This window comes from Bradyrhizobium sp. UBA2491, assembly GCF_002341725.1.
Classification (GTDB): Bacteria; Pseudomonadota; Alphaproteobacteria; order Rhizobiales; family Xanthobacteraceae; genus Bradyrhizobium.
In genome coordinates, this window is the sequence record NZ_DDOP01000089.1 from 6,242 (window position 1) to 31,247 (window position 25,006).

Genomic DNA, 25,006 nt, shown 5'->3' on the forward strand with positions numbered 1-25,006 from the left:
GTGGGATTCGAACCCACGGTACGGTTTCCCGCACACACGCTTTCCAAGCGTGCGCCTTAAGCCACTCGGCCATCTCTCCGGGAGGCCCTCTCTTGAAGGGCCGGGGCGGATTTTGCAAGGGAGCGCGAGGCTGGGGCGCGAAATTTCCCCAATGGATTGAAAATATTAGATAAATTAGCGGATAGCCCGGCGGCGCAGCATGCTGTTGCGGGCCGTCGCGCGCGATTCTGGCCGTCGGCTGGTCAGAGACCGGCGCAAATCAAGCAATGCAGCCGATTGATGCCTTCGTCATGGGCGCGCAAATCACCGGGGGTACCACAAACCCGCCGTCGTCCCCGCCGAGGACCGGGACGACACATTGGATGGGCGACATGACGCGCCCATCCCGCACGAGCTCTATGCTTGCTCAGTGATATCGCGCGGCAAGGTCCGCCGTGCGGCGCGGCCACAGGGCTGGTGGCTCCGGCAGCGCCGCACTCGCCGTATTGTGCGTGTCTTGCAGCGCCTCGATGAAGTCCGCGAACCATTGCTGGATGGTGCCGCCGTTGAGCCGCTCCATCATGGCTTCCCATCGCATCCGCCGCTCGGTCAGCGGCATCGCCAGCGCCGTTGCCAAAGTGCGCGCCATGCCGTCGATGTCGTGCGGGTTGACCAGCAGCGCGGCGTCGAGCTCGTTTGCCGCACCGGCGAATTTCGACAGCACCAGCACGCCGGGATCGGCCGGATTTTGTGCCGCGACATATTCCTTGGCGACGAGGTTCATGCCGTCCTGCAACGGCGTCACCACGCCGACCTGAGCGGTACGGTAGAGGCCCGCGAGCACGCCCTGGCCGAAGCCCTTGTTGAGATAGCGGATCGGCGTCCAGTCCACCTCGCCATGCTCGCCGTTGACATCGGTGACGAGCTTCGCCACCTCGCTGGCGAGATTGCCATAGGCCTCGATCGCGCCGCGCGACGGCGTTGCGATCTGCAACATCGACACCGAACGCTTCAGGTTCGGATACAGCGCCCACATCCGGTCGAACGCCTTGATGCGATTGACGAGGCCCTTGGAGTAGTCGAGCCGGTCGACGCCGATCGCGAGCTTCTCGCCGTTGAGGCTGCGCCGCAGCCGCGTCACGTCGGGATGCGTCATCGCCTTGGTGGCCTGCTGCGCGAATTTACCGGGATCGATGCCGATCGGGAATACCGCGGCGCGGGTGCGGCCGAACGACGAATTGACCACGCCGTCGCGCACCTCGAGCTCGAGCTCGTTCTGCACATAGCTCAGGAAATTCTCGCAATCCTCATCGGTCTGGAACCCGATCAGGTCATAGGACAGCATCGCCTCGATCAGCTCACGGTGATTGGGCACCCCCGCGATCACCGCGCGCACGGGCCACGGCGTGTGCAGGAAGAAGCCGACAGGCTGCGTCACCCCGAGATCGCGCAACTCGGCGCCGAGCGCGAGGAAGTGGTAATCCTGGATCCAGAACACGGAATCGGGCTTGCGGAAGCGCAACAGCGCACGCGCCATGAACGCATTCACCTCGCGATAACTCGCATAGTCCTCGTGCGAGGCGCGAATCAGATCGGCGCGCGAATGCATCGCGGGCCACAGCGCCGAATTGGCAAAGCCTTCGTAGTAGCCGCCGTAATGCGCGGCCGGCAGGTCGAGCATCGCCAGCGCGCCCGCGCCGAGTGCTTCGACCTCTGCGAAAGGTTCCTTGTGGTTCCCGTCACGGACCCGTCCGCTGGAACCAACCCATATAGCCCCTGTTTTTTCCACCACCGGCAACAATGCCGCAGCCAGCCCCCCCGTCATGGGTTCGTTAGGTTTTCCGCGCGAGACGCGGTTCGATACGACGACGAGGTTCACCAGGTCCCCTCCTGTTGGTCACTCGCGTATTAACAACCATTCATCAAGATGGTTCCTGACCAAGGAATCTCCCAAATGAAACCAAATTCTGGCGAAGGCCCACGGAACTCACGGGAACTCGCGAAAAGAAAATGACGCGTGAGGTGCACGCGACGACGCAAAAGCACCGCATTCGAATCGGCTGCGATGAAACCGACTCGATCAGGTCAGACTGATGTCCCGATCACCATCGAGCAGGTCCGCGAGAAATTGACGCACGTCGCGCGGCGCCTCGAAATGTCCGGCGACGCCGGTCGCGTGACGGCCGACGGAGAATGCGAGACCGTCGTAGTCGGGCATGATCGCGAACACGGTCTCGTCGGTCACATCGTCTCCGATGAAGAATGGACGGCGGCCCTTGAACGGCGCATGCGTCATCAGCTCGCGCACGCCGGTCGCCTTGGTGAAGCCGGAATGCTTGATCTCGCAGACGCTCTTGCCCGGCAGCACCTCGATCGGCGCGGTCGGCAGCTCGGCGCGGATCAACGACACCGCCTCATAGATCGCCTTCTCCGCCTGCGGCGCCAGCCGGTAATGCAGCGCCAGCGAATAGCCCTTGTCCTCGAGCAGAATGCCTGGGCTGAGCTTTGCGATCGCGGCAAGGCGACGCTTCAATTCCTTGTCGAGCGGCGGCGCGTGCGCGGCGACCGCCTCGCTGTCCGGCTGCAACCGCATCTCGGCGCCATGGCCGCCGATCGCGGGAAACACATCCGGGGCGAAGATCAGGTCGATGTCATTGAGCGAGCGGCCGGAGACCAGCGCCAACGCGCCGCCCGTACGCTCATGCAGCTGCTTCAACGTCGTCGCGAGCTCCGGCGGCACCCACACCTCGCGCGGCGTCGGCGCAAAGTCGAGCAGGGTACCATCGATATCGAGCAGCACGGCGGTCCGCGCCAACGGCGGAATCAGCGACGCGGGCGCCGGCACGCTGTCCGTCGCTCGATCAGGGCTGATGTCGTCATCCAGCGGCATTTCGGCCAATTCATGCTTCATCCTAGTCTACTCCACGAATGCCAGTGGTCGCGCGACAGATTCAAGCGATTTTCGCTCGGCCGCGACGGCATAGCGCCATGCGACGGCTGCGGCGACCAACATGAGTGCCGACCCCAGCAGGTAGCCGGCGAAGACGCTGTTGCGCGATCCGGTATCGATCAGCACGCCGAACAGCGCCGGTCCGATCACACCGCCGATGCCGGTGCCGATCGCGTAGAAAGCGGCGATCGCGAGCGCGCGGACCTCCAGCGGGAATGTCTCGCTGACGGTAAGATAGGCGGCGCTCGCGGCGGGCGAGGCGAAGAAGAAGATCACCATCCAGGCGATGATCTGGGTCTGCGCGCTGAACACGCCGATCGAGAACAGGTAGCCGGACAGCGCCAGCAGCACGCCCGACACGCCATAGGTCAGCGTGATCATGGTGCGGCGGCCGAGCGTGTCGAACAGGCGGCCGAGCAGCAGCGGCCCGAGGAAATTGCCGGCGGCGAACGGCAGGATGTACCAGCCGACATTGCTGGCGGCGATGCCGAAGAAATCGGTCAGGATCAGCGCGAAGGTGAAGAAGATCGCGTTGTAGAAGAACGCCTGCGCGGCCATCAGCGTCAGCCCGACCAGCGAGCGCTGCCGGTAGGTCGAGAACAGCGTCACCGCGACCTCGCGCAGCGGCGTATGATCGCGCATCCGGAGCTTGATCTTATCGAACCCCTCGCTCGGCTGTTTGTGGCCGAGCACGGAGGTCTCGATATCGGCGACGATCTTCTGGGCCTGATCGGGATAGCCATGGATCATCAGCCAGCGCGGGCTCTCCGGAATCCACATCCGCATCAGCAACACGACAAGGCCGAGCACCGCGCCGGTGAAGTAAGCGATCCGCCAGCCGTGGTCCGGCGCAAGGAAGGCGGGGTCGAGCAGCACGATGGCACTCAGCGCGCCGATCGCGGCACCGATCCAGAAGCTGCCGTTGATGACGAGATCGGTCCAGCCGCGATAGCGCGCCGGCACCAATTCCTGAATGGTCGAGTTGATCGCGGTGTATTCGCCGCCGATGCCGGCACCGGTGAGGAAACGAAACAGCGCGTAGCTCGCGACATTCCACGACAGCGCGGTGGCGGCCGTGGCCGAGAGATACAACGCGAGCGTGATGAAGAACAGCTTCTTGCGGCCGATCCGGTCGGTGAGCCAACCGAAGCCGAGCGCGCCGAGCACGGCGCCGGCGAGATAGGCGCTGCTGGCGAGCCCGACATCGGCGTTGGAGAAGCGCATCGTGGGGCTGTCCTTGAGCGCACCCGACAGCGCGCCCGCGAGCGTCACTTCGAGCCCGTCGAGAATCCAGGTGATGCCGAGCGCCAGCACGACGCGGGTGTGAAAGCCGCTCCAATGCAGATTGTCGAGACGCAGCGGGATCGACGTCTCGATGATGCGGTCGTCGCCCGGCCCGGCCGGCGACGATGTCGCGTCCGTCGTTGTTGCAGAACCCAATTGTGTCCGCTGCGAATTCATCAGAATGGACCAATGGGAAAAACCCCCGGAACGATACGTTCCAAGGTTCTCCCTTCCAGGATTGCGGCAAACGGAGTGCCCGCCACGGGACGTCAACGCCGCGGGGAAGCAAGGGTTCCGGCAACGCGGCATAGAGCAGGATTTGCGGCGCGCTATATTCTTTGTCGTCGTCCTGGCGAAAGCCAGGACCCATACGCCGCGGCGTATGAAAAGAGCACGCGGCGAGTTATCTCTGCACCAACGAACATCGGTGGTTATCGGTCCCGGCCTTCGCCGGGACGACGATCATTGATAGGCTTGACGTATTCGTTACGCCGCGCGGATGTTCGCCATGAAGCGATCGAGTTCCTCGCGCAGCCTTGCGCTCTCGACCGACAGCGAGCGGGCCGAATTCAGCACCTCTTCCGAGGCAGCACCGGTCTCGGTCGCGCCGCGATTGACCTGGGTGACGCTCGAAGCCGCTTCCTGGGTGCCCTGCGCGACGTTCTGCACGCTGCGGGCGATCTCCTGCGTTGCCGCGCTCTGCTGCTCCACCGAACTCGCGATGTTGGTCGCGATCCCGGAGATCTGCCCGATGGTGCCGCCGATCTCCTTGATCGCGGCGACCGATTCCTGGGTGGCGGCTTGCATGCCCGAGATGTGGGTGGAAATCTCGTCGGTGGCCCTGGCGGTCTGGCTCGCCAGCGACTTCACTTCGGAGGCGACCACCGCGAAGCCGCGGCCGGCGTCGCCGGCGCGCGCGGCCTCGATGGTGGCGTTCAGCGCCAACAGATTGGTCTGCTCGGCGATCGCCGTGATCAGCTTGACCACGTCGCCGATCTCCTGCGCAGCGCGCGAGAGCTTGCCGATCCGGGCATCGGTCTGTTCGGCCTGACGCACGGCGGAATCGGCGATCTGGCTGGATTCCTTGGCGCGGCGGCCGATCTCGTCGACCGACGCCGACAGCTCCTCGGTCGCGGACGCCACCGACTGCATGTTGCTGGACGCCTCCTCGGAGGCGCCGGCGACCTGGCTCGACAGGTTCTGGGTGACCTCCGCGGTCCGCGTCAGCGTGCCGGCTGCGGATTCGAGTTGCACGGCGGACGCCGACACGTTGGAGACGATCGAGCCGACCGCGGATTCGAATTCATCGGCGAAGCGAATCAATTCGTTGCGCCGCGCGGTCGCGCTCGCCTTGTTCTGCGCCTCCTGGGTCGCAGCGTCGCGCTCGGCCTTGGCGACCGCCTGGACCTTGAACTCCTCCACCGCGCCGGCCATCTCGCCCAATTCGTCGCGGCGGCCGAGGCCGGGCAGCACGACGTCGAAATTACCCGCCGCGAGCTCGCGCATCGCCGCGCACATCGCTGCGATCGGCTGCGAAATGCCCTTGCCGAGCAGGAATGCCCAGACCAACCCGAGCACGAAGCTGCCGGCGGCGAGCATCAGGATCAGTTGCTCGGTCTCGCCGATCATCGCGTGCGATTCGTTCTCGAGCCGCTTCTGGTCGGCGAGCAGATCGGATTTCATCGCCGCCGCGCCCTGGCTGATGGCGGCCGCCGATTCCGTCATCTCGACGGTCAATTCGTCGATCGACTTGGCGTTGGCGATCAGCTTGGCGAGCGCCTCGCGGTATTCCTCGAGCAGCGCGGTGATGTCCTTCACGCCCTGGGTGATCCGCTCGTTGTTCGAGGTGATCCCCTTCACCAGATTGTCGGCGAATTTCAGCCGTGCGAGCGCGCTGGAGGCAACCGTCTTGTCACCATTGACGACGAAGGTGTTGACCGCACCGGTGATCGACTGGAGCTGGTCGGACACCTTCTTGGCGCCGAACTGGATCGATTGCAGCTCGGAATCATCGGCATTGCTCGGGAGGTCGTCGAGCTTGTAGCGCATCGAGGTCGCGCTGCGGACAAGTTTGTTCTGCGCGGTCTGCGCGCTCTCGTCCTTGATGCGGACGATCTCGGCAAAGATCTTGGTGAAGGCGCGGAATTCGCGCTCCAGCTTGGTGACCTGCTCGAGCCGGGCTGGATTGGTGGTGCCCTTCATCGACGCCACGATGGCGTCCTTCAGGCTGGCCTCGGCGGCGAGTGCCGCCTTGGCATCGTCCTCCTTGCCGGTGGTGACGTAATAGCGCGCCAGCGAGCGGTAGGAGATCAATTCGCGGTCGATGTTGCGGGCCAGATCGGCTTCCGCGACGCTCTGGCGATAGGAGCCGACCCCGGCGGAGACCCGCTCGAAGCCCATATAGGCAAAGCCCATGGTGGCCGCCGACAGCGCCAGCGTCACGGCAAAGCCGAGCATGATCTTGGCGCGAAATCTGAGGGTCGGGAACCTGATCGACCGCGATCGCTTGAGCCCCGGCATTCCAACCCCCGTCTTCATTCTGAAAACCGCGCGCGGCATCCGGCAGCAGCCCGCCCCAGACCCCGGAGGCCAAAACTAAGGCAGAATCGATAAGGCCCGGTAAATGGGCAGCCGGATCGGGCCGGTACTACCTTGGTCGGGCGAAAAGGGCGGGCTTGGCGATTGACCTCCCGGTCCGGCCCGATAGTTTAGAACCGATCAAACCTGTCCCTGCCCGGGTCAGGACAACACATCGGGAGGTGTCCCATGTCATCGCGTCGAACGGCGCCGTTGGCGTTTGCGACGAGCGTTGCTGCCGGCGGACTGGCCCGGCCAATGACATTTCCCCTCACGACCTAGACGATACCGCCGGGCCCGACTGCAACCAATTTGCGGCATGGCCCGTATGCCCTAACGACCCGCGCGGGTTAGACCGGCCGCGCCAAGAAAAGCAAAAAATTCTGGTCAGGGAGAAAGCCTGTGGCGGAGCAGCACGGCAGCGCCACCGACAGCATTGTCGTGGTGCAGGCAAAGACCAACGGGCCGCGGCAAGCCGCGGACGAGATCGCGCGCCAATTGGCGTCGGCCGATCTCGCGATGCTCGTGGTGTTCGTGTCGCCGTTCTACGACCCCCAGACATTCATTGCCGAACTGTCCTCCCGGATGCCCGACGTGCCGATCTTCGGCTGCACCACGGCCGGTGAGCTGTCGCCCGGCGGCTGGGACGAGGACAGTGTCGTGGCGATGGGCTTCAACGCGGCCGACTTCGTCATCGCGGCACGGCCGCTGTTCGACCTCGCGACCTTCCGGGTCGATCATGGCCGCTCGATGTGCACCGAGTTGCAAAACGAATTCGCCCAACGAACCGAGCATTGCGATCACACCGACGAATCCTTCGGACTGCTCTTCATCGACGGCATGTGCCAGCGGGAAGAGACCATCATGTCGGCGATCTATGCGTCGCTCGGCGACATCCCGGTGGTCGGCGGTTCAGCCGGCGACGGCCTGCGCTTCGAGAAGTCCTGGGTGTTCTACGGCGGCGAGGCCTTTAGCGATGCAGCGGTCTTGATCCTGATCCGCACCCGGCTGCCGTTCCGCCTGTTCAAGTGTGACCATTTCGAACCGACCTCGACCAAGATGGTGGTGACCGAGGCCGACATCGAGCACCGCATCGTCAAGGAGTTGAATGCCGAGCCGGCCGCGCTGGAATATTCCCGCGCCGTCGGCCTCAGCGAAAGCAATCTCGAACTGTTCTCCTTTGCCGCGCACCCGGTGCTGGTCCGGGTCGGCGGCGCCTATTATGCGCGGTCGATCCAGCGCACCAACCCGGACGGATCGCTGCAATTCTTCTGCGCGATCGACGAGGGCATGGTGCTGACGGTGGCGCGCGAGCGCGATCCGATCGACGTCACGAGCCGCCTGCTCAAGGAATTGAGCGACGATCTCGGCGAGGTCTCGATGTTCATCGGCTTCGAATGCGTGCTGCGCCGGCTCGACGTCGAGCAACGCCAGCTGTCGCGGGAAATGTCGGAACTCTATCGCCGCAACAAAGTGATTGGCTTTCAGACCTATGGCGAGCAGTATCGCTCCATGCACGTCAACCAGACGCTGACCGGCATCGCCATCGGCAAGCGGGCTGTCGCGCCGCAATGACCGACAGCAAGACCAGCCGCATCGTGGCGCTCGAACGCGAGGCCGAGAAGCTGCGCAAGATCAACGCAGCGCTGATGTCGCGCGTCGAACGCTCGACCGATCAGCAGCTCAACGCCTTCTCGCTGTTCGAGACCGCGATCGCGCTCGATCAGCAGGTTCGCGACCGCACCAAGCAGCTCAAGCAGGCCCTGCAATCGCTGGAAAAGACCAACGGACGCCTGTTGCAGGCCAAGCAGCAGGCCGAAGCGGCGAGCTCGCTGAAATCGTCGGTGCTGGTGTCGGTGACCCACGATCTGTTGCAGCCGCTGAATGCGGCACGGCTGACGCTGTCCGCGCTGACCGAGATGGCCGCCGAGCCCAAGAGCGGCGCGCTGACCGACCAGATCGATCGATCGCTGGCGACGCTCGAGGACATGCTGCGCACGCTGCTCGACATCTCGAAGCTCGATGCGGGCGTGCTCAGGCCCGAGTTCGGGCCGGTCGCGATCGCCTCGCTGTTCGAGCCGCTGGAGCAGGAATTCGCCGCGACCGCCGCCAAGCGCAATCTCGACTTCCGGATCATGCCGTCGTCCGCGGTGGTTCGCTCGGACCCGCTGATGCTGCGCCGGATCCTGCAAAACCTGCTCGCCAACGCGCTGCGTTATACCCAGCGCGGCACCGTGCTGATGGGATGCCGGGCCAAGGGCGACGATATCTGCATCGAGGTGCATGATACCGGGCCGGGCATTCCGGAAACCCAGCGCGAGGCGATCTTCGTCGAGTTTCAGCGCGGCGATGCCGGCGCCGGCGACAAGGCCGGCATCGGCCTCGGCCTTTCGATCGTGCGCCGGTTCGCCGATCTGCTCGGCCACAACATCAAGCTCGGTTCACGCGCCGGCAAGGGCTCGGTGTTCTCGGTCACGGTGCCGCGGACCCTGGATCCGGTCGCGATCCCGGTACGCGAACAGGCCAGTGTCGACTATCGCTATGGCGGCATGGAAGGCGCCAAGATCCTGCTGATCGAGAACGACCTGTCGAGCGCCGAGGGCCTCGCCCATCTGCTGGAGAAATGGGGCTGCGACGTCGCGGTGACGATCTCCAAGACCGAGGCGCTCGAACGCATCCACGCGCTCGACGGCATTCCCGATGCCATCATCGCCGACCTGCATCTCGACAATGGCGAGACCGGCATCCAGGCCGTCGACGTGATCCGCGGCCAGATCAACGCCAAGGTTCCGGCGATCATCGTCACCGCCGACTACTCGGCCAAGGCGGCCTCCGACGTGTCGGCGTTCGGCCACGAATTGCTGAAGAAGCCGATCAAGCCCGCCGAGATGCGCTCGCTGCTGTCGTTCCTGCTCGCTGCCGAGCAGTCTGGCGTGGGACTATGATTCGATCCCGTGCGCCGATCGCGGCGCCGTCACCGGCGCGTGGTCGTGCTTGCCGAAATCGAGTTTCGACAGCGCGATGATGGCCTCGGTCCGGCTGCGCACGCCGAGTTTTCGCAGGATCTCCGAGACGTGCACCTTCACGGTGGTGACGGAGATCGCGAGTTGATAGGCGATGTGCTTGTTCTGCAATCCGTGGCAGATCATGTCGAGCACGCGAAGCTGTTGCGCGGTGAACTGGCCGAGTTGCTGCACCAGCTCCCGCGTCTCGGCCTGGCTCTTTCGCGCGGCAGCGGTGTCGCGGAAGCGCGTCGGCAGGCACACCGCGCCTTCGAGGATACCGCGCAGCAGCCGCGCCAGCTCGACCTTCGGCGTCGACTTCGGGATGTAGCCCGATATGCCGAGCGAGATCGCGCCGCCGACGATCCGGGGATCGTCATGCGCCGACACGATCACCAGCGCGCTGCGCGGCGCGGCGGCACGCACCCGGTAGGCACCGAGCAGGCCCGTGGTGCCGGGCATCGACAAATCGAGCAGGATCAGATCGAGGCCATCGCGGCTCGCGATCACGTCCAGCGCGCCGTCGATCGAGGTCGCCTGCAACACCTCGGCATCGGGAAACTCGGACCCGATCACGCCGATCAGGGCAGCGCGGAACAGCGGGTGATCCTCGACGATCAGCAGCCGAGGTACACCCACCTTGCCGAGCGGTGGATCGTCCACAAGGGGCACGGTCGTGGTCAATGCTGCGCCGTCCTCCCTCGGATCGCTGATGACAGCCATTGTGCGCACGACGTTATCTCAAAGCCGACCGGCAGCCTATAGGCGTGACATTCGCCTCGCAGTGCAACACGCCTAGGGCGCCTTCTCGGCCTTCGCGCCGGTGCAGGCTTCAGCGACCGGCAGCGGAATCTTGCCGAGCTCGATGATCGCCTTGTTGCGGCTGAACAGCTTGAGCTTGCGCAGAATCTCGGTGACATGCGCTTTCACCGTCGATTCGGCGAGCTTGAGTTCCGAAGCGATCTCGCGGTTCTGCAAGCCGCGAATGATCAGATGAAGCACCCGGATCTGCTGCGGCGTCAGCTTCTGGATCCGTTCGCGCAGCGTCCGCGCCGTCTCCGACTGATCCAGCGCACCGACCGCGACGAAGTCCCGCGGCGCCGAGACCGATCCGCTCAGCACGCGCGCGATCGCCTGCGAGAGCTCGCCGAGCGAGGTCGATTTCGGCAGGTAGCCGGCCGCCCCCATTTGCAGCGCCTCGCGGATCGTGTGCTTGTCTTCCTCGCTGGAGACGATCGCGATCGGCAGCCGCGGATAGCGATCCCGGATCTTCTGGAAGCCGGAGAATCCGACCACGTCGGGCAGCAGCAGGTCGAGCAGCGCCAGGTCGATATTCGGCTCGCTGGCGAGGATGCCGAGCGCGCCCTTGATCGAGGTCGCCTCATAGATCCGGGCATCGGGATGCGAGATGCGGATGGCGTTGCCAAGCGCCTCTCCGAACAGGGGATGATCGTCGATGATCAGGAACCCCATCATGAGGACCCTCGCATTGGTATTCGCCGATGTCCGCGGCTAGTTCGACCCGCCGGTATCCTGCACGCTTTGCAGATAAGCATATACGTTTCTGAGCTCGTCGTCGCTGAAGACGTCCTTCCAGGCCGGCATGCCCTTGGCCGGCCGCCCGTCATGGACCGTCTTCCAGAAGGTCGATTCCATGTCGTCAGCATAGCGCTTCTTCAGCAGCCGGAGGTCGATCTTTCGCTCGGCCTGCACCGCGTCCGGACCGTGGCAATGGGCGCAGGTGCCATTGAAGGTCTCCCGTCCGGCCTTGGCGTCTCCCCCCTTGGCATCCTCGGCAGCCGCGGGCGCCGCCGCGGTCTGAACCGGCTTCTCGGCCGCGGCCGCCTGCCCCACCGTGACGGGTTCGCCAGACCCGGTGGACGACGTCATCGCCCGATCTGCCTCGCCGAACTTGACCGGGGTGCCGTTCGGCACGCCGTATTTGGCGAACAGGGCGGCAATATCCGTCTGCAACGACGGCAGCACGCCGTCGACTTCATCGCGCAGCGCGCCGGATGCCTTGGCGAAGCCGATCGCGGTGGCCCAGAGCAGGCCGTCGCCCTCGGTCGACACGATCTGGTACTTGTCGCCATAGCTGGTCTTGTTGAGCCAGCCCGCCACCGGCGCCCAGATGAAGGCGATGTCGACCTTGCCCTGCTCGAGCGCCGTCATGCCCTCCTCCGGGCTGAGCACGGTGACCTTCTGGATGTCGTCACGCATCGCCAGCAGGTTCTGCGGCGTCGACTGATACTGCACCGCGACCCGCAATCCCTTGAGGTCGTCGATGCCGGCGAGCTTGCGATCCCTGGCGCCGACCAGCGCATAGCCTTCATGGGCGATCGGCTTCGAGAAGATCACCGCAGGGCCCATGAAGTCGTCGATCAGCGGCAGGCCGACCATGGCGTCGCACTGCTTGCTGAGCAGCGTCTCGCGCACGGTGCGTTTGCCGAAATAGGACTTGTACCAATTGGTGCTCAACGTGCGGCCGAGCTTTTGCGCCACCGCCTGGCCGATCTCGAGATAGAGGCCGGGCTTGCCCGGCTCGTCGCTCGAGAACGGCAGGTTGGTCGGGTCGGCGCAGAGCCGCAGCGGCGGCTTCGCCTCCTCCGCGCCGGCCGCGAGGGCCGGCGCCAACAATGCGGCGGAGAGCAGCACGGTCCGGATCGCCTTTCTCAACTGTACGCGACGCGTTGAACTCGGCACTTCATTCGACCTGGTGCAAGTCGCCTTGATGCAAGTCGCTTTGATACAGGACACGGACAATGCTGCCTCCATTGCGACGATCGTTACTGCAAGGCGAACACGAACAGCGCACCGCCTTCGGGCGCCGCGGCAACCATCTTCTTGCCGATGTCGCCGAGGAAGGCCGGCAGCGCCGCGGTGCGTCCGACCACGATCGCGACATACTGCTTGCCGTCGACCGAATAGGTCACCGGACCGGCGCCGATGCCGCTGCCGAGGTTCTTGCTCCACAGCACCTTGCCGTTCTTGGCATCGATGGCGCGGAAGTCGCCGTGCAGATTGCCCGAGAACACGAGGTTGCCGCCGGTGGTCAGCGTGCCGCCGTTGAAGGGCAGGTCTTCCTTGATGCCCCACACCTTCTTGTTGGCGATCGGATCCCAGGCCACCAGCTCGCCGAGGAAGCCGCCGGGACCCGGCTTGGTCGGGAACTCTGCGCCGAGATAGAACACGCCGCGCTTGTAGTTCACGTCAGAGACCGACCAGTCCATGCACACATTGTTGCTCGGGATGTAGACCAGGCCGGTCTGCGGATTGAACGACATCGGCTGCCAGTTCTTGCCGCCGATCAGGTTCGGGCAGATGTCCTTGGCGGGATGGCCGGGGCCCGGACGCTTGTCCGGATCCTCTTCCGCCCGCATCGTGCTGATGTCCCACTTCTTGGCCCAGTTGGCGAACACATACTTCTCGGCCGAGATCACCTTGCCGGTCTCGCGGTTGGCCACGAAGAAGAAGCCGTTGCGATCCGCCTTCATCAGGACCGGGGTCTCGGCGCCCTTGATCTTCAGGTCGGCGAGCAGCAGCTCGTTGACGCCGTCATAGTCCCAGGCGTCGGCCGGGGTGCCCTGGATGTGCCACTTGATCTTGCCGGTGTTGGGATCGATCGCCAGCGTCGAGGCCGTGTACAGGTTGGTCAGCTTGCCGAAATTGCCGTCACCGGTGGAGCGCACGGCGGTATTCCACGGCCCCGGATTGCTGGTGCCCCAGTAGACCGTATCGGTCTTGGCGTCATAGGAGCCGACCAGCCAGGGGGCGCCGCCACCATGCAGGCCCGTGTCACCCTTCCAGGTGTCGCTGCCGGGCTCGCCCGGCGCCGGCACCGTGAAGGTCTGCCACAGCAGCTTGCCGTCCTTGAGGTTGAACGCCTGCAACGAGCCGCGCACGCCATATTCGCCGCCGCCGAAGCCGGTGATCACCTTGTCGCGGACGATGAGCGGCGGCGACGTGATAACCGAACCCTGCTTGTAGTCGACCACCGTCGAGGTCCACAGCTCCTTGCCGGTCTCGGCATCGAGTGCGGTCAGCTTGCCGTCGAGCCGGCCGACGAAGATCTTGCCGTCGGCGTAGGACACGCCGCGGTTATTGACGTCGCAGCAGGCATATTGGAGCACGTCATCCGGAATGTCGGGCTGCCAGGTCCATTTGCGCGCGCCGGTCGCGGCGTCGATCGCATAGACGTATTTCGGGCCCCACGACGTCGACACATACAGCGTCTTGCCGATCACCACCGGCGACGATTCGTTGGAGCGCAGCGAGGCGAGCGACAGCGAGTACACGAGCTGAAGCTTGCCGGCATTCTCGGAATTGATCTGCTTCAGGGGGCTGTAGCGCGTATTGCCGTAGTCGTGGCCGGCGATCGCCCATCCGTTGGGATCGGACACCGCCTTCACGACGGAATCATTTGCTTTCGATGCACCAATGCCTGCCAGCACCATGGCGACCAGCGAAACGCCGGCAAAGAAAATCCCGCTCCTCAGCTTCATTGGCTTCCTCCAATATGGTTTCGTTGCCGCGATGGATGCATCGCGGGCGCGGATATCTACCCAATTCATGAATCAGCGATCTGCTGTCGCTGCATCGGCGATGAAAATGACAGCAACGCATTTGCGTCGTTATAGGCGGAAGGTAGTAGCAATCGCCGCGGCGATGTTCGGCACGCGGCGGGCGCTGTCGGCCGGCCGAAAATCGCTTGCACTGCCGCGCAGTTTCACTGCGCCGGAGCCCCCTCCCGGCGGCTTGCAAATTGCCCATCGAACGGCTGCCTGCTAGGATCGGAAGCACAGCCCGGCGCCTTCAAGACAGGGCCGCAACTACGACTTTGATCGCGGTTACGTCCCAAATGAAGCGTGGTCTACTGGGCCCATAATGAAACTATTGGGAGAAACGCGTGTCTACAGTCAAACTGACGGTAAACGGCAAGGCGGTTTCGGTCGACGTTGAGGACCGAACCCTCCTCGTGCACCTGTTGCGCGAAAACCTGAACCTGACCGGCACCCATGTCGGCTGCGATACCAGCCAGTGCGGCGCCTGCGTCGTCCATGTCGATGGGCGGGCGGTCAAGTCCTGCACCATGCTGGCCGGGCAGGCCGCCGGCTCCAACGTCACCACCATCGAAGGCCTCGCCAAGGGCGACGAACTGCACCCGATGCAGGCGGCGTTCCGCGACAATCACGGCCTGCAGTGCGGCTATTGCACCCCCGGCATGATCATGTCCGCGGTCGATATCGTGCACCGCCATGGTGGCAAGCTCGACGAGGAGACGGTTCGCCACGAGCTCGAAGGCAACATCTGCCGCTGCACCGGCTACCACAACATCGTCAAGGCGGTGCTCGACGCTGCCGGCCGCATGAAGGTTGCGCAGGCCGCCGAATAGCCGGCCACGCACAGAACGATCAAGCTCATCACCGCCGGTCTCGATGGAAACGGCGGCAAATCGAATCTCCGGTCGGGAGGACTAGACAATGGGTGTTGAAGGAATTGGCGCACGCGTCGTGCGCAAGGAAGATCGCCGGTTCATCACCGGACAAGGACGTTACGTCGACGACGTCAAAATGGTCGGCATGAGCTACGCTCACTTCATCCGCAGCCCGCACGCACATGCCAAGGTCAAGGGCATCGACTCCACCGAGGCGATGAAGATGCCCGGCGTGATCGCGGTGCTGACCGGACAGCAGATCGTCGACGACAAGGTCGGCAACCTGATCTGCGGCTGGGCCATCACCTCCAAGGACGGCACGCCGATGAAGATGGGCGCGTGGCCGGCGATGGCGCCGGAGACCGTGCGCTTCGTCGGACAGGCGGTCGCGGTCGTGATCGCCGAGACCAAGAACCAGGCCAAGGACGCTGCCGAAGCCGTCGTGGTCAACTATGAAGAGCTGCCCGCCGTGCCGGACATCAAGGCCGGGATCAAGCCGGGCGCGCCGCAGCTGCATCCGGAGGCTCCCGGCAACATCGTCTATGACTGGCATATCGGCGAGGAAGCCGCGGTCAACGATGCGTTCGGCAAGGCCGCCAACGTCGTGACGCTCGAACTCACCAACAACCGTCTGGTGCCGAATGCGATGGAGCCGCGCGCGGCGATCGCGCATTACGACCAGGCCGAGGAGCATTTCACGCTCTACACGACGTCGCAGAACCCGCACGTCGCCCGCCTCGTGCTGTCGGCATTCTACAACATCGCGCCCGAGCACAAGCTCCGGGTGATCGCGCCCGACGTCGGCGGCGGCTTCGGCTCCAAGATCTTCATCTATCCGGAAGAGATGGTGGCGCTGTGGGCCTCCAAGAAGGTCAACCGCCCGGTGAAGTGGACCGGCGACCGTTCGGAAGCCTTCCTCACCGACGCGCACGGCCGCGACCACATCTCCAAGGCCGAGATGGCGTTCGACAAGGACAACAAGATCCTCGGCCTGCGGGTCAAGACCCACGCCAATTTCGGCGCCTACATGTCGCTGTTCTCGTCGTCGGTCCCGACCTATCTCTATGCGACGCTGCTGTCGGGCCAATACGTGATCCCGGCGATCTATGCCGAGGTGATCGGCGTCTACACCAACACCACGCCGGTCGATGCCTATCGCGGCGCCGGCCGTCCCGAGGCGAGCTATCTGCTCGAACGGATGATGGAGACCGCCGCGCGGCAACTGAAGGTCGACCCGACCGAGCTGCGCAAGAAGAACTTCATCAACCAGTTCCCGTATCAGACGCCCGTCATCATGGCCTATGACATCGGCGACTTCCACGCCTCGCTCGACGCCGCGATGAAGGCGATCGACTATGCCGGCTTCCCCGCCCGCAAGGCCAAGGCGAAGGCCGACGGCAAGCTGCGCGGCATCGGCGTGTCCTGCTACATCGAGGCCTGCGGCATCGCGCCGTCGAAGGCGGTCGGCAGTCTCGGTGCCGGCGTCGGCCTGTGGGAATCGGCGGAGATCCGCGTCAACCCGGTCGGCACCATCGAAGTGCTGACCGGCTCGCACAGCCACGGCCAGGGCCACGAGACGACGTTCTGCCAGATCATCGCCGAGCGGCTCGGCGTGCCGATCAGCCAGGTCTCGATCGTCCATGGCGACACCGACAAGGTGCAGTTCGGCATGGGCACCTACGGCTCGCGCTCGATCGCGGTCGGCGGTGCGGCAATCGTGAAGGCGATGGAGAAGGTCGAGGCCAAGGCCAAGAAGATCGCGGCGCACGCGCTCGAAGCATCCGAGAGCGACATCGTGATCGAGAATGGCGAGTTCAAGGTCACCGGCACCGACAAGTCGATCGCGCTGCCGATGGTCGCGCTCGCGGCCTATACCGCGCACAACCTGCCTGATGGTATGGAGCCCGGCCTGAAGGAGACGGCGTTCTACGATCCGAGCAACTTCACCTTCCCGGCCGGCGCCTATATCTGCGAGCTCGAGGTCGATCCCGGCACCGGCAAGACCTCCTTCGTCGACTTCGTGGCAGCCGACGACTTTGGCCGGCTGATCAACCCGATGATCGTCGAGGGCCAGGTCCATGGCGGCCTTGCCCAGGGCATCGGCCAGGCGCTGCTCGAAGGTGTCGTCTATGACGGCACCGGTCAGCTCGTGACCGCATCCTTCATGGATTACACCATGCCGCGCGCCGACGACCTGCCGTCGTTCCAGCTCTCCCACACCACGACGCTGTGTCCGGGCAACCCGCTCGGCGTCAAGGGCTGCGGCGAGGCCGGCGCGATCGGCTCCTCGGCGGCCGTGATCAATGCGATCACGGATGCCATCGGCAACAACAAGCTGGAAATGCCGGCGACGCCCGATCGCGTCTGGCACGCCATTCAGGGTTGAGGGAGGATACGATGTACGAGACCAATTATCACCGCGCATCCTCGGTCGACGATGCCGTGGCGCAGTTCGCCAAGGGCACGGACTCCAAGTTCCTGGCCGGCGGACAGACCCTGCTGCCCGTGATGAAGCAGCGCCTTGCTGCGCCGTCCGATGTGGTCGACGTGTCCAAGATCAAGGACATGATCGGCATCGAGGTGTCGGGCGACACCGTCACCATCAAGGGCGCGACGACGCATTATGACGTGGCACAGAGCGACGCGGTGCAGAAGGCGATCCCTGCGCTCGCCCATCTCGCCTCGCTGATCGGCGATCCGGCCGTGCGTCATCGCGGCACGATCGGCGGCTCGCTCGCCAACAACGACCCGGCGGCGGATTATCCGGCGGTGGTGCTGGCGCTCGGCGCGACGGTCAAGACCAACAAGCGATCGATCGCGGCGGACGACTTCTTCAAGGGCCTGTTCACGACGGCGCTCGAGGATGGCGAGATGATCACCGCGGTGTCGTTCCCGATCCCGGCGAAAGCCGGCTACGCCAAGATGCGGCATCCGGCCTCGCGCTTCGCCCTGACCGGCGTGTTCGTCGCCAAGACCAAGTCGGGCGACGTCCGCGTCGCCGCGACCGGTGCGTCGCAAAGCGGCGTCATGCGGGTACCGCCGATCGAGCAGGCGCTGAAGGGTAATTGGGCGGCCTCGGCGCTCGACGGCGTCACGATATCGGCGAGCGGTCTGCTCGCCGACATCCATGGCTCGGCGGACTACCGCGCCAACCTGGTGAAGGTGATGGGACAACGGGCGGTGACCGCCGCCGGCTGATCGCTATCCTTCCGGAACCTATGCAGACGGCGCGCAGCGATGCGCGCCGTTCGCGTTTTACTGGCATTCCAGCCGAAAGGGCTTGCCACATCGCCCATTAGGCGAGAGAATTTAGCTAATCAGCTAATTAAAAATACCGTCAGACGGACGGCCGGGAGAGGACTCATGACGTTCGGCAGATCCGACGACCACCACTTGCCCCGGCTCCCCATGGCTAGCTCGTCCCTTTGATGGCATTGCGCGGAACGGAACGGCAGTCCGCCTGGCCGCCGCACGCACAACACCTCGATAACCTCCTCACAGCAACAACGGAACGATAACGTGCTCGACAAGCCCGCCTCCCAAACCGCCGCTCGCACCTCGGGCCCACTCGCCGGCTTCCGCATCGTCGAATTCGCCGGCATCGGCCCCGGCCCGTTCGCCTGCATGCTGCTCGCCGACATGGGCGCCGAGGTCATCACGCTCGACCGGGTCGGCGCGGGCAAGAACCTGAAGGCAGTGGCAACCCGCGGCCGCAAGGTGATCGAGCTCGACCTCAAGAACAAGGCCGCGATCGCGGAAGCGCTCGACCTGCTCAGCCATGCCGACGCGCTGATCGAAGGCTTTCGTCCCGGCGTGATGGAGCGCCTCGGCCTCGGTCCCGATGTCGTGCTCGGGCGCAATCCAAAGCTGGTCTATGGCCGCATGACCGGCTGGGGCCAGGAAGGCCCGCTGGCCAACGCCGCAGGCCACGACATCAACTACATCTCGATCACGGGGGCACTCGCCGCAATCGGCACCAAGGAGAAGCCGGTGCCGCCGCTCAATTTGGTCGGCGATTTCGGCGGTGGCGCGCTCTACCTCGTGGTCGGCGTGCTCGCGGCACTCTTGGAAGCGCAGAAGTCCGGCAAGGGCCAGGTGGTCGACACCGCGATGTGCGACGGCGCCGCCTCGCTGATGTCAATGTTCTACGATATGGCGGCGCAGGGCCGCTGGAGCGGCGGCCGCGACCAGAATTTCCTCGACGGCGGCGCACATTTTTATGGCGTCTACGAATGCTCCTGCGGCAACTTCATCTCGATCGGCTCGATCGAGCCGCAATTCTACGCGCTGCTGCGTAAACATGCCGACCTGACCGACGCCGACTTCGACGCCCAGATGGACCGCAAGGCCTGGCCGGCGCTGAAGGCGAAGCTGGAAAAGGTGTTCAAGAGCAAGTCGCGCGCCGACTGGTGCAAGATCATGGAAGGCACCGACATCTGCTTCGCGCCGATCCTGACCATGGAGGAAGCGCCCAAGCATCCGCACATGGCGGCGCGCCAGGTGTTCGTCGAGCGCCACGGCGTCACCCAGCCCGCCCCCGCGCCACGCTTCTCGCGCACGCCGTCGGCGATCCGCGAGCCGGAGTTGGCGAGCATCGGAGATGTGACGAGCGCGTGGAAGGCGGGGAGATAGATCTCGCTGTCGTCCCGGCGAAGGCCGGGACCCATGATCCCGGAACGTCGTTGTGGCGATCGTTCCGCGGGATTGCCACCCAGTAAACTCGATAGATTCCGCGGTATGGGTCCCGGCCTTCGCCGGGACGACAGCTGTTGGTTTTGCGCCAGCGTGGCTCTACGACGTTCTCACGCCGCGTGGTCGACCTTCAGCACGCCGCGGCGGATCTGGTCTTCCTCGATCGATTCGAACAGCGCCTTGAAGTTGCCTTCGCCGAAGCCATCGTCGCCCTTGCGCTGGATGAATTCGAAGAAGATCGGCCCGATCGCGTTCGCCGAGAAGATTTGCAGCAGCACCTTGGTCTGGCCGCCGTCGACCACGCCCTCGCCGTCGATCAGGATGCCGTTGCTCTGCAACCGCGCGACGTCCTCGCCATGCTTGGGCAGGCGGGCATCGATCCGCTCGAAATAGGTGTCGGGCGGCGACGGCATGAACGGCAGGCCGTCCGCGCGCAGCGTCTCGACGGTGCGGTAGATGTCGCGCGCACCGCAGGCGATGTGCTGGATGCCCTCGCCGTGATAGGTGTTGAGATATTCCTCGATCTGCCCGGAATCGCCGGCATCCTCGTTGATCGGAATCCGGATCTTGCCGTCCGGGCTGGTCAGCGCACGGGAGAACAGGCCGGAGGCGCGGCCCTCGATGTCGAAGAAGCGGATCTGGCGGAAGTTGAACAGCTTGGCATAGAAGCCGGTCCAGACATCCATGCGGCCGCGATGGACGTTGTGTGTGAGGTGATCGACGTAGTAGAGCCCCGAGCCTGCCGGACGCGGGTTGGCGACGCCTAGCCATTCGAACTCGGCATCATAGGCCGAGCCCTTTGCGCCGTAGCGGTCGACGAAATAGAGCAGGCTGCCGCCGATTCCCTTGATCGCAGGCACATCCAGCGTCTTCTGCGCGGACGATACATCCGCCGCCTCCGCGCCGAGCGCGATCGCGCGCTCATAAGCGCCCTTGGCGTCGACCACGCGGAACGCCATCGACGGCGCACAGGGGCCGTGCGCGGCGACGAAATTGAAACCGTGACTACCGGGCTCCTCATTGACGAGATAGTTGATGTCGCCCTGGCGATAGACCGTGATCGCCTTGGTCCGGTGCCGGGCGACCGCGACAAAGCCCATCAGCTTGAACAGCGCGTGCAACTCGGCCGGATGGGGATGGGCGTATTCGACGAACTCGAAGCCGTCGGTGCCCATCGGATTCTCGGCGCTGATTTCAGCGGCCGGCGCATCGTGCGGAAACGGTCCCATGGCGGTAACTCCCTGATTTGTCTGGGGATAGTTTCCGTCACTTGCTGCGCAACGTGCGTGCAAAATGGGACCCCCTTTGCTAGTATCGTGCACGATTCATGCATGAAATGGACATTTGACGCATGCCTGACGTCGACGCGTTCGACCTCAAAATGCTCGCCGCCCTGCAAGACGACGGCCGGCTGACCAACCAGCAACTGGCCGACCTGGTCGGGCTCTCCGCGTCACAATGCTCGCGGCGGCGGATGCGGCTGGAGGAGGAAAAGGTGATCGCGGGCTACCACGCCGACCTCGCCGGCGAGGCGCTCGGCTTCGGCCTGATCGCCTTCATCCACATCACGCTCGCGACCCATTCGCCCGACAACGCCAAGCGGTTTCGCGAACTGGTCAACCGGGTCGACGACATCCAGGAGGCCTATGCGCTGACCGGCGATGCCGATTACGTGCTCAAGGTGATGCTGCGCGACCTCAAGAGCCTCTCCGACATCGTCAACAACGTGCTGATGCCGCACCAGAGCGTGGCCCATGTCCGCTCCTCGATCGTGCTTGATCGCCTGAAGGAGAGCACGAGGTTGCCGTTGAATTCGCTACAGGCGTGATGGCTCAAATCGAGGGAATTCCGTCATTCGCTTCGATGACACGACCTGCGATCATCCGGCCAACATCCAGCAAGAGAGACGACCATGGCGCTGCAACTGCGACCGAACTGCGAATATTGCGACAAGGACCTGCCGCCGAGCGCCGTCGACGCCCGGATCTGCTCCTATGAATGCACGTTCTGCGTGGATTGCGCCGAGACCAAGCTCGGCAATGTCTGCCCGAATTGCGGCGGCGGCTTTGCGCCGCGGCCGATCCGCCCGGCCAAGCCGTGGCGGGCGGGTGTCTGCACCGTGAACCAGCCGCCATCGGACAAGCGGGTGCATCTGAAATACAGTCTCGAGGACTGCGCGGCGCATACGGCGCGGCTGCGGGATATCAGGCCGGAAGAGCGCTGAGGCGTTCCTTCGTCATTGCGAGCGGAGCGAAGCAACCCACGGTTCCGCGCAGGCGGAGCAATGGATTGCTTCGTCGCTTTGCTCCTCGCAATGACGAGACGTCACTCTGCCGCGACGATGGTGCCCTCGACCTCGCCGAAGCCGATGCGATAGCCGTCGCCCTGGCACCAGCCGCGCATGATGAGCGAGTCACCGTTTTCCAGGAACGAGCGCGTCACGCCGCCGGCGAGCTCGACCGGCTCGGTGCCGTTCCAGCTGATCTCCAGGAGACTGCCGCGCTGGTGCTTTTCCGGACCGGAGATCGTACCGCTGCCGAGGAGATCGCCGACATTCATCGCGCAGCCGCTGGACGCATGGTGCACGAGCTGCTGCACCGACGACCAGTACATGTATTTGAAGTTGGTGCTACAGATCGTCTTCGCCTCGTTCATCGCACCGGCACGCAGGCCGACATCGAGCGCGAGATCGTAGTTGTTCGCCCCCGCCTGCTTCAGATAGGCCAGCGGCTCCGGCTGCTGCGCCGGGCCCTGCATCCGGAACGGCTCCAGCGCCTCGCGCGTCACCACCCATGGCGAGATCGAGGTCGCGAACGCCTTGGCCTGGAACGGGCCGAGCGGCACGTATTCCCATTGCTGGATGTCGCGCGCGCTCCAGTCGTTGAGGATGACGAAGCCGAAGATCATCGCCTCGGCCTGCGCCTCGGTCAGCATCTCGCCCATCGCAGACGCCTGTCCGACCACGACGCCCATCTCGAGTTCGAAGTCGAGCCGCTTGCAGGGGCCGAAGCTCGGCACTTCAGCGGTCGGCGGCTTGAGCTGGCCGCGCGGCCGTTTCACCTTGGTGCCCGACACCACCACGGTCGAAGCGCGGCCATTATAGCCGATCGGCATATGCAGCCAGTTCGGCTGCAACGCATTGTCCTTGCCGCGGAACATGACGCCGACATTGGTGGCGTGCTCCTTCGACGAATAGAAATCGGTATAGCCCGAAACCGCGAACGGCATGTGCAGCTTGACGTCAGCCATCGGTACCAGCGCCCGCGCGCGCAATTCCCTGTTGTCGCGCAGCTCCGGATGATCCGAGCGCAACAACTCGCTGATCCGCGCCCGCGTCGCCGACCACACTTTCGGCCCAAGCGCCATGAAGGCATTGAGCGACGGCTGCGAGAACACGCCGAGCGGCCCGACATCGAGCCGCGAATCCTGCTCGAGCTCCCAGAGATCGAGCACATGGTCGCCGATCGCAACACCGACGCGCGGCGCGAGGCCGTCCTTCGACGAGAACACGCCGTAGGGAAGATTCTGGATCGGGAAGTCGGAGGTCGGAGCGACGTCGATGAAGGAGCGGAGTTTGGGGTCGTTGGGGTGGGGCATGGTTTCCTGCCGAATTTGATTGACACACTCTCGTCATTCCGGGATGCGCCGCGAGGCGCAGGCCCGGAATCCATCAGGTCACGTTTACCGCGGAGAAATGGATTCCGGGCTCGCGCTTCGCGCGCCCCGGAATGACAACCGGTTACGGCCTGGTCGGATCGAACTTCTTCTCCAATCCCTTCCAGCAGTCCGAATAATCATCCTGCAACGTCGACGACGTTGCCGCGTGCTTGGTCACGCGCTGCGGGAAACGGGTCTCGAACATGAAGGCCATCGTGCCGGTCAGCTTCACCGGCTTCAGCTCGCCATTGCTGGCATGCTCGAAGGCATCGCGGTCGGGGCCGTGCGGCAGCATGCAATTGTGGAGCGAGACGCCGCCGGGCACGAAGCCCTGCGGCTTGGCGTCGTAGACGCCGTAGATCAGGCCCATGAACTCGGACATGATGTTCATGTGGTACCACGGCGGACGGAAGGTGTTGTCAGCCACCATCCAGCGCTCCGGGAAGATCACGAAGTCGATATTCGCGGTGCCCGCGGTCTCCGACGGCGAGGTCAGCACCGTGAAGATCGATGGGTCGGGATGATCGAAGGCGATCGCGCCGACCGGCGAGAAGGTGCGCAGGTCGTATTTGTAGGGCGCGTAATTGCCGTGCCAAGCGACCACGTCGATCGGCGAATGCGGAAGCGTGGTCTTGAACAGCGCGCCGCCCCATTTCACGTAGAGTTCGGTCGGCGTGTCCTTGTCCTCGTAGGCGGCGACCGGCGTCAGGAAGTCGCGCGAATTGGCCAGGCAGTTGGCGCCGATCGGGCCGCGCTCCGGCAGCGTGAAGGCGCCGCCGTAATTCTCGCAGAGATAGCCGCGCGCCGGTCCATCTGGAATCTCGACGCGGAATTTGACGCCGCGCGGGATCACCACGATCTCGCCCGGCTCGGCATCGATACGACCGAATTCGGTAACCAGCCGCAGATTGCCCTGCTGCAACACGAACATCATCTCGCCGTCGGCATTGTAGAAATGCTGATCGACCATCGATCTGGTGATGAGATAGATGTGCGCCGCCATGCCGGCCTGGGTGTTGGCGTCACCGGCCGTGGTCATGGTCTGCACGCCCTGGAGGAAGGTCATGTCCTCCTTGGGGATCGGCGCCGGGTCCCAGCGCAGCTGTGCGATCGGCATGTCGTATTCGTGGCACGGCGCGGTGCGCCACAGCCCGGCATCGGCCTTGGCGAAGCGACCGGAGTGCCGCACCGACGGGCGGATGCGATAGAGCCAGGAGCGCTCATTGGTGCCACGCGGCGCGGTGAACGGCGAGCCGGACAATTGCTCGGCATAGAGCCCGTAGGCACAACGCTGCGGCGAGTTGCGCCCCATCGGCAGCGCGCCGGGGAGTGCCTCGGTCTCAAAACTGTTGCCGAAGCCGGACATGTAGCCCGGCGTCACCTGCGCGGTGCTGCGTGCGATCCGATCAGGCGAGGTATTGATGTTCATCA

General features: G+C 64.5%; 19 protein-coding genes. 8 read left to right on the forward strand and 11 right to left on the reverse strand.

Annotated elements, in window-relative coordinates; genetic code table 11:
* Positions 1-406: 406 nt before the first annotated feature.
* The 4 genes from B2W55_RS30000 to B2W55_RS30015 all read right to left on the reverse strand — a co-directional run bounded on the left by B2W55_RS30000 (position 407) and on the right by B2W55_RS30015 (position 6,733).
* Complete coding sequence (locus tag B2W55_RS30000; protein WP_024583636.1) at positions 407-1,858, reverse strand: trehalose-6-phosphate synthase; 1,452 nt, start codon at positions 1,856-1,858, stop codon at positions 407-409.
* 201 nt (positions 1,859-2,059) lie between these two features.
* On the reverse strand, positions 2,060-2,890 hold the full coding sequence (gene otsB, locus B2W55_RS30005; RefSeq protein ID WP_024583637.1) for a trehalose-phosphatase: 831 nt from the start codon (positions 2,888-2,890) through the stop codon (positions 2,060-2,062).
* A gap of 6 nt (positions 2,891-2,896) precedes the next feature.
* On the reverse strand, positions 2,897-4,369 hold the full coding sequence (locus B2W55_RS30010; RefSeq protein WP_024583638.1) for an MFS transporter: 1,473 nt from the start codon (positions 4,367-4,369) through the stop codon (positions 2,897-2,899).
* 330 nt (positions 4,370-4,699) lie between these two features.
* On the reverse strand, positions 4,700-6,733 hold the full coding sequence (locus tag B2W55_RS30015; protein WP_024583639.1) for a methyl-accepting chemotaxis protein: 2,034 nt from the start codon (positions 6,731-6,733) through the stop codon (positions 4,700-4,702).
* A 459-nt stretch (positions 6,734-7,192) separates the two neighbouring features.
* Here B2W55_RS30015 and B2W55_RS30020 point away from each other — a divergent pair, with 459 nt between their 5' ends.
* Both B2W55_RS30020 and B2W55_RS30025 read left to right on the forward strand, forming a co-directional pair.
* Positions 7,193-8,365 carry an FIST N-terminal domain-containing protein gene (locus B2W55_RS30020; RefSeq protein ID WP_024583640.1) on the forward strand — a complete coding sequence of 391 codons (1,173 nt, stop codon included), beginning with the start codon at positions 7,193-7,195 and terminating at the stop codon, positions 8,363-8,365.
* The gene (locus tag B2W55_RS30025) at positions 8,362-9,735 is read left to right on the forward strand and encodes a hybrid sensor histidine kinase/response regulator (protein WP_024583641.1); all 1,374 of its coding nucleotides are present in this window, start codon (positions 8,362-8,364) and stop codon (positions 9,733-9,735) included. The genes B2W55_RS30020 and B2W55_RS30025 overlap by 4 nt, the downstream gene beginning before the upstream one ends.
* On the opposite strand, the gene B2W55_RS30030 is transcribed toward B2W55_RS30025, so the two are convergent.
* The 4 genes from B2W55_RS30030 to B2W55_RS30045 all read right to left on the reverse strand — a co-directional run bounded on the left by B2W55_RS30030 (position 9,730) and on the right by B2W55_RS30045 (position 14,294).
* Positions 9,730-10,515 (reverse strand): LuxR C-terminal-related transcriptional regulator, encoded by a 786-nt coding sequence (locus tag B2W55_RS30030; RefSeq protein ID WP_024583642.1) that lies wholly within the window; start codon positions 10,513-10,515, stop codon positions 9,730-9,732. The two genes, B2W55_RS30025 and B2W55_RS30030, sit on opposite strands and share 6 nt — an antisense overlap.
* A gap of 72 nt (positions 10,516-10,587) precedes the next feature.
* Positions 10,588-11,268, reverse strand: coding sequence for a response regulator (locus B2W55_RS30035; RefSeq protein ID WP_024583643.1), 681 nt, complete (start codon positions 11,266-11,268; stop codon positions 10,588-10,590).
* Between the two features lie 36 nt (positions 11,269-11,304).
* Entirely contained in the window at positions 11,305-12,468 is a 1,164-nt protein-coding gene (locus B2W55_RS30040) for a c-type cytochrome (RefSeq protein ID WP_024583644.1), read from the reverse strand.
* A 110-nt stretch (positions 12,469-12,578) separates the two neighbouring features.
* The gene (locus tag B2W55_RS30045; RefSeq protein WP_024583645.1) at positions 12,579-14,294 is read right to left on the reverse strand and encodes a PQQ-dependent methanol/ethanol family dehydrogenase; all 1,716 of its coding nucleotides are present in this window, start codon (positions 14,292-14,294) and stop codon (positions 12,579-12,581) included.
* A gap of 404 nt (positions 14,295-14,698) precedes the next feature.
* Between B2W55_RS30045 and B2W55_RS30050 the strand changes: the two genes are divergently transcribed.
* From B2W55_RS30050 to B2W55_RS30065, 4 genes are all read left to right on the forward strand, one after another.
* Positions 14,699-15,184 carry a (2Fe-2S)-binding protein gene (locus B2W55_RS30050; RefSeq protein ID WP_024583646.1) on the forward strand — a complete coding sequence of 162 codons (486 nt, stop codon included), beginning with the start codon at positions 14,699-14,701 and terminating at the stop codon, positions 15,182-15,184.
* A gap of 88 nt (positions 15,185-15,272) precedes the next feature.
* Entirely contained in the window at positions 15,273-17,612 is a 2,340-nt protein-coding gene (locus B2W55_RS30055) for a xanthine dehydrogenase family protein molybdopterin-binding subunit (RefSeq protein ID WP_024583647.1), read from the forward strand.
* Positions 17,613-17,623: 11 nt separating this feature from the next.
* Positions 17,624-18,424 (forward strand): FAD binding domain-containing protein, encoded by an 801-nt coding sequence (locus tag B2W55_RS30060; protein WP_024583648.1) that lies wholly within the window; start codon positions 17,624-17,626, stop codon positions 18,422-18,424.
* A gap of 321 nt (positions 18,425-18,745) precedes the next feature.
* Positions 18,746-19,858 (forward strand): CaiB/BaiF CoA transferase family protein, encoded by a 1,113-nt coding sequence (locus B2W55_RS30065; RefSeq protein WP_024583649.1) that lies wholly within the window; start codon positions 18,746-18,748, stop codon positions 19,856-19,858.
* Between the two features lie 170 nt (positions 19,859-20,028).
* Here the strand turns inward: B2W55_RS30065 and hppD are convergent, their stop codons facing one another.
* Positions 20,029-21,147, reverse strand: a complete 1,119-nt coding sequence (gene hppD, locus B2W55_RS30070) for a 4-hydroxyphenylpyruvate dioxygenase (protein ID WP_024583650.1) — start codon at positions 21,145-21,147, stop codon at positions 20,029-20,031.
* Positions 21,148-21,269: 122 nt separating this feature from the next.
* On the opposite strand from hppD, the gene B2W55_RS30075 reads away from it, so the two are divergent.
* The gene (locus tag B2W55_RS30075; RefSeq protein ID WP_024583651.1) at positions 21,270-21,746 is read left to right on the forward strand and encodes an Lrp/AsnC family transcriptional regulator; all 477 of its coding nucleotides are present in this window, start codon (positions 21,270-21,272) and stop codon (positions 21,744-21,746) included.
* An 84-nt stretch (positions 21,747-21,830) separates the two neighbouring features.
* Complete coding sequence (locus B2W55_RS30080) at positions 21,831-22,142, forward strand: DUF1272 domain-containing protein (RefSeq protein WP_024583652.1); 312 nt, start codon at positions 21,831-21,833, stop codon at positions 22,140-22,142.
* 101 nt (positions 22,143-22,243) lie between these two features.
* On the opposite strand, the gene fahA is transcribed toward B2W55_RS30080, so the two are convergent.
* A complete protein-coding gene (gene fahA, locus B2W55_RS30085) occupies positions 22,244-23,515 on the reverse strand; it encodes a fumarylacetoacetase (protein WP_024583653.1) in 1,272 nt (423 codons plus the stop codon).
* Between the two features lie 142 nt (positions 23,516-23,657).
* Complete coding sequence (gene hmgA / locus B2W55_RS30090; RefSeq protein ID WP_024583654.1) at positions 23,658-25,004, reverse strand: homogentisate 1,2-dioxygenase; 1,347 nt, start codon at positions 25,002-25,004, stop codon at positions 23,658-23,660.
* Between the last annotated feature and the right edge of the window lie 2 nt (positions 25,005-25,006).